The sequence below is a fragment of the Streptomyces beijiangensis genome (genome assembly GCF_017315755.1).
Lineage (GTDB): Bacteria > Actinomycetota > Actinomycetes > Streptomycetales > Streptomycetaceae > Streptomyces > Streptomyces beijiangensis.
Map to the genome: position 1 here is coordinate 1 of NZ_JAFLRJ010000281.1, position 4162 is coordinate 4162.

At 67.1% G+C, this 4162-nt stretch carries 2 protein-coding genes; both read right to left on the reverse strand.

Going from position 1 to position 4162, the window contains the following annotated elements; all coding sequences use genetic code 11:
• Window positions 1-1653: radical copper oxidase GlxA (gene glxA / locus J0695_RS27010; RefSeq protein WP_206966205.1), on the reverse strand; the 1653-nt coding region annotated here is incomplete at its 3' end.
• Complete coding sequence (locus J0695_RS27015; protein WP_206966207.1) at window positions 1650-3584, reverse strand: glycosyltransferase family 2 protein; 1935 nt, start codon at window positions 3582-3584, stop codon at window positions 1650-1652. The genes glxA and J0695_RS27015, both read right to left, overlap by 4 nt.
• Window positions 3585-4162: the final 578 nt, after the last annotated feature.

A 4162-nucleotide genomic window follows, 5' to 3' on the forward strand; every position in this document is an offset into this window, starting at 1 on the left:
CTCCGGCCGCCCCCCGCGGTAGAGATACGGCGGCGTGTAGATCTCGATGCGCTGCTCGAAGACGCCCGGCTTGGTGTTGTCCTTGTCGGAGTAGAGCGAGTCGCCGCCGAACGTCAGCACCCGGCCGTCCGGGAGCAGGATCGAGCCCGAGTGGTAGTTGCGGCCCACCGTCGGGTCGGCCACCCGGCGCATCGTGCCGCTCTCGCTGTCGTACAGCCGCGCCTGGAGGATGTTGGAGCCGCCCCGGCCCCGGTAGTCCTTCGAGCCGCCGGTGATCAGCACCGAGTCGTCGGGCAGGATCGAGGACTCGGGGTAGCGCGTGCCCTCGGACAGTGAGGGGCCGTCCTTGAAGGCCGGGTTGGGGACCGACAGGTCGATGATGCGCGTCTTGTCGGAGGACTTCGCCGACTCGCCCACACCGCCCCCGCCGAGCACCATGAACTTCTGGCTCTGGGACGGCGGCAGCCGTACCGTGCCCGCCGTCTCCATGTCGGATGCGTCGCCGAGCCCCGGCACCTTGACGAAGCTGTTCGTGTCGACGTCCCAGACGCCCGGGTCGCGGCCCACGTTGTCGGGCCCGTACCCCGCGTTCGCGCCCGAGTAGAAGAGCTTGCCGTTCTGGAGGAGGAAGACCGACGGGTACGTGGGGAACTGGCGCACCCCCTTCGTGTACGTCCACTTCCTGGTCGCCGGGTCGTAGACCTCGTTCTTGCCGGGGACCAGCTGGCCGATCTCGTCCAGTCCGGAGAGGGCGAGGATCTTCCCGTCCGAAAGTGTGGTGAGCGTCGGGTACCAGCGGGCCTCGTTCATCGGGTCGACGGTGATGTACCGCTCCGCCTTCGCGTCGAACTCGTACGCCTCACGGATGCCCTGGAAGTCCTTCTTGTCGAGGGCGAGCTTCTGCGCCATCCCGTATACGTTCCGTACGTCCGTCCCCTTGAGGCCGGAGATCCGGTAGTTGTCCTGCGTGCCGGTCTCGTGCTGCTGCCCGGCGAGCGGGGCCTCGACGTAGATCCGGCCCAGCCCCGGGTCGTTGCGCAGGAACCTGCCGGTGCTCTTGTCGAAGACCTTGGTGGCCCTGGGGACCAGGACGGGGTCCTTGGAGACGAACACCCTGCCGTTCTCCTTGCCCGTGAAGCGCGTGCCGGCGGGGAGCGTGATCGGCTTGTCCGGGTCCTCGTTGTGCACGATCATCAGGCCGCCGGCCTTGGTGACGTCACCCTTGAGCTTCTCGTAGCGCTTCGTGCCGCCCGCGATCAGCAGGTCCCCGTTGGGCAGTTGGGTGTGGCCCGAGCAGAACAGGTCCTTCGGCGTCGGTATGTTCCGGTAGGTGTCCTTCGCCGGGTCGTAGAGGACCGAGCGGAAGCTCTTGGCGTCGAAGTTCTTCTGGTTGTTGCCGGAGCCCGCGACGAGCAGGATCTTGCCGGTGTGGAGCAGTGCGGCATGGATCGTGTTGATCTTGTACTCGGACGGGATGCGCAGGGTCGCCCAGTGCCCGTTCGCCGCTTTGTACTCCGCCTTGTTGATCTTGTAATCGTGGTACTTGTCCGATCCGACCCGGTACAGCCAGGGCCCGTTCGCTCCCGCCAGCGCGAGGACCACCGCCGTCGTGATCGCCAGTCGGCGGGTGCGGCGGCTTGGACGGAAATTCATTTGTTGCGTCCCCCAAGGGCGATCTGCATGGTCTGGTCACCGGGCGCCCAGTCGGGTTTCTGCTGCGGCGGGTGGGGCGCCGGTGGCGGCGGAGGTCCCTGCTGCGGCGGCTGCGGCTCCTGTGCCTTCGCCTTCTTCTTGTCCTGGCGCATGGTCCAGCGCCAGATGAGGATCGGCGAAGCGGTCAGCAGCAGGGCGAGCGAGGCCCAGGTGAGCATCGCCGGATGACTGTGGCCGAAGACGAAGGACGCGGCGAGGGATCCGCCGAAGACCAGCATGAAGAAGAGGTGGATGCGGAACGTGCCGAAGAGGGTGTCCGGGCTCGACGAATCGCCCTTGGGGGTCACCACGAAGTTGCTCTTGCGCCGGAGCGCGGCGTCGAAGAGCGAGCGGGCGTAGACCGGCGCGGAGAGTGCGGACATCACCATGCCGGCCAGCCCGCCTGAGCCCTCGGGCTCGTGCGGCGAGACGTTGTGGCGGCGGTTCCAGATGTAGAGGCCGATCTGGAGGGCCGAGGCGTTGCCGTACAGCATCATCCACACCGACGGGTCGATCTGTACGCCCGATGCGCCCATGCCCAGGAAAAGGGTGCAACTGAGCGCCGCCAGGATCCAGTTCATGGCGGACATCGGGTAGAAGATGATCATCATCGTGTAGTTGAAGAACTTGCCGGGCGGCAGCGTGAAGGGCGCCTTCCAGAACTGCTTGAGGATCGTCTCGTACGTCCCGCGCGACCAGCGCAGCTGCTGGGTGAAGAAGTCCGTCCAGGCGGTGGGCCCCTCGCCGACGGCCAGCACGTCGGGGGTGTAGACCGAGCGCCACCTGCGGCCCGACTCGGGGTTCTTGGCGCGGTGCAGTTCGAAGCCGGTGGCCATGTCCTCGGTGATCGAGTCGTAGAGGCCGCCGATGCCCTTGATCGCCTTGATGCGCACGGCATTTGATGTCCCGACGAACATCGGGGCGCCGTACGCGTTGCCCGCGCGCTGGATCAGCGCGTGGAAGAGGAACTGCTGGGACTCCGCCGCCTTCGTCACGAAGGAGTCGTAGTTCCCGTACACCTGCGGGCCGATGACGAAGGCGATGTCCGGGTCGCGGAAGTAACCGAGCATCCGTTCCAGGTAGTTGGGGAGCGGTACGTGGTCGGTGTCGACGGAGGCGAAGAAGTCGTAGTCGCCGCCGTGCGCCTCCAGCCACGCGTTGTAGTTGCCGTGCTTGGTCTTCGCGCGGTGGGGGCCCTTGGGCCGGTTCCACCGGTCTACCCCCTTGCGGCTGAAGTGGTGCACCCCGAGCCGCGCGCAGACCTCCTTCACCGCGGGGTCGTCGCCCTCGTCGAGGAGCCAGACGTGCAGAAGCCCGCGGTGACGGATCTTCACCGCGGCCTCCAGGGTCTTCGTCACCATCTCGAGCGGCTCCTTGCCGGGCACGAAGGAGGTGAGGAAGGCGACCTTGGTGCCGGTCTCGGGCACCACGGGGACGGGATCTCTCGCCACGAGCGTGGCGTGCGCGTTGGAGAGCACGTTCATACAGCGGAAGAACTCGATCAGGCCGATCGAGACGAGCATGACGACGTCGAGGGCCTTGAGCGCGTCCGACGCGTAGTCGCGCTGGGTCCAGTGGCCGGGCTGCATCAGCCAGGCGAGCAGGCCCAGCGAGAGCAGCGGGGCCGCGCCGAGCAGCAGGGCCGCGCGGAAGCGGTGCGGTTCCTGCGAGAGCAGGCTGCGGTACTGCACCCGGTACGGCTTCGTCGGGTCGGGCTGGGTCAGCGGGCCCGCGAGCCGGCTGTAGTGCTCGTAGTCGTAACGCGGCAGGGCTTTCGCTGGCCGGTGCCGGGTTCCCCCCGGCCGTGGCTGCTGGGGCACCTGCGGTACTCGCAACTGGGTTGTCCGGGACGGGTCTTCGCCCCGTCGGGCGCCGTAAGGCGTCGACGTCATGAGTCATCCCCCCGCACGCATGCTGGCTGCGTGTCTGGTCGGTCACTTCCACCCGGGCCGGTCCCCCTCGACCTTCCCGGGCGCAATCACAGGTGGCTGGCCGCCGTCCGTACAGACGTGTGAAGAGCGTCTTCCGGTTGCCTCGTGCGCACCTGGACATCTGTTCGTGTACGGGGTTCCCGATTCCCCCTACAGCCCCTATGCCCCATCCAACTCCTTTACGTTTGTGCCCCATTGGGGTCATTGGCGCCCGGCCAGATTGTCCGATCCCTGCCCTGAACGCAAGGGTGAAACACACTGTTTACCGGTCATGCGGTCGATGTGAGAGGCCTTTGTGACGGCAGTGTGAAGGGGTTGGGGCGGGTGATGTGAAAGCGTTGCTTTGGTGATCTCGCAGCGGGTACTCAGGCGACTCTCAGAAATTTTCGGCATGATGCCGGAGTGACCCATCGGATGCTGATCGCGGTGTTCCTGCTCACCGCCTCGCTGCTCGCCGGTCCGGTGCGCCCGGCCGCGGCCGCGGCACCCGGCGTCTCGCACACCGTGTGGAGCGTGGCCTCCACCGCCCCGGTCGGCGC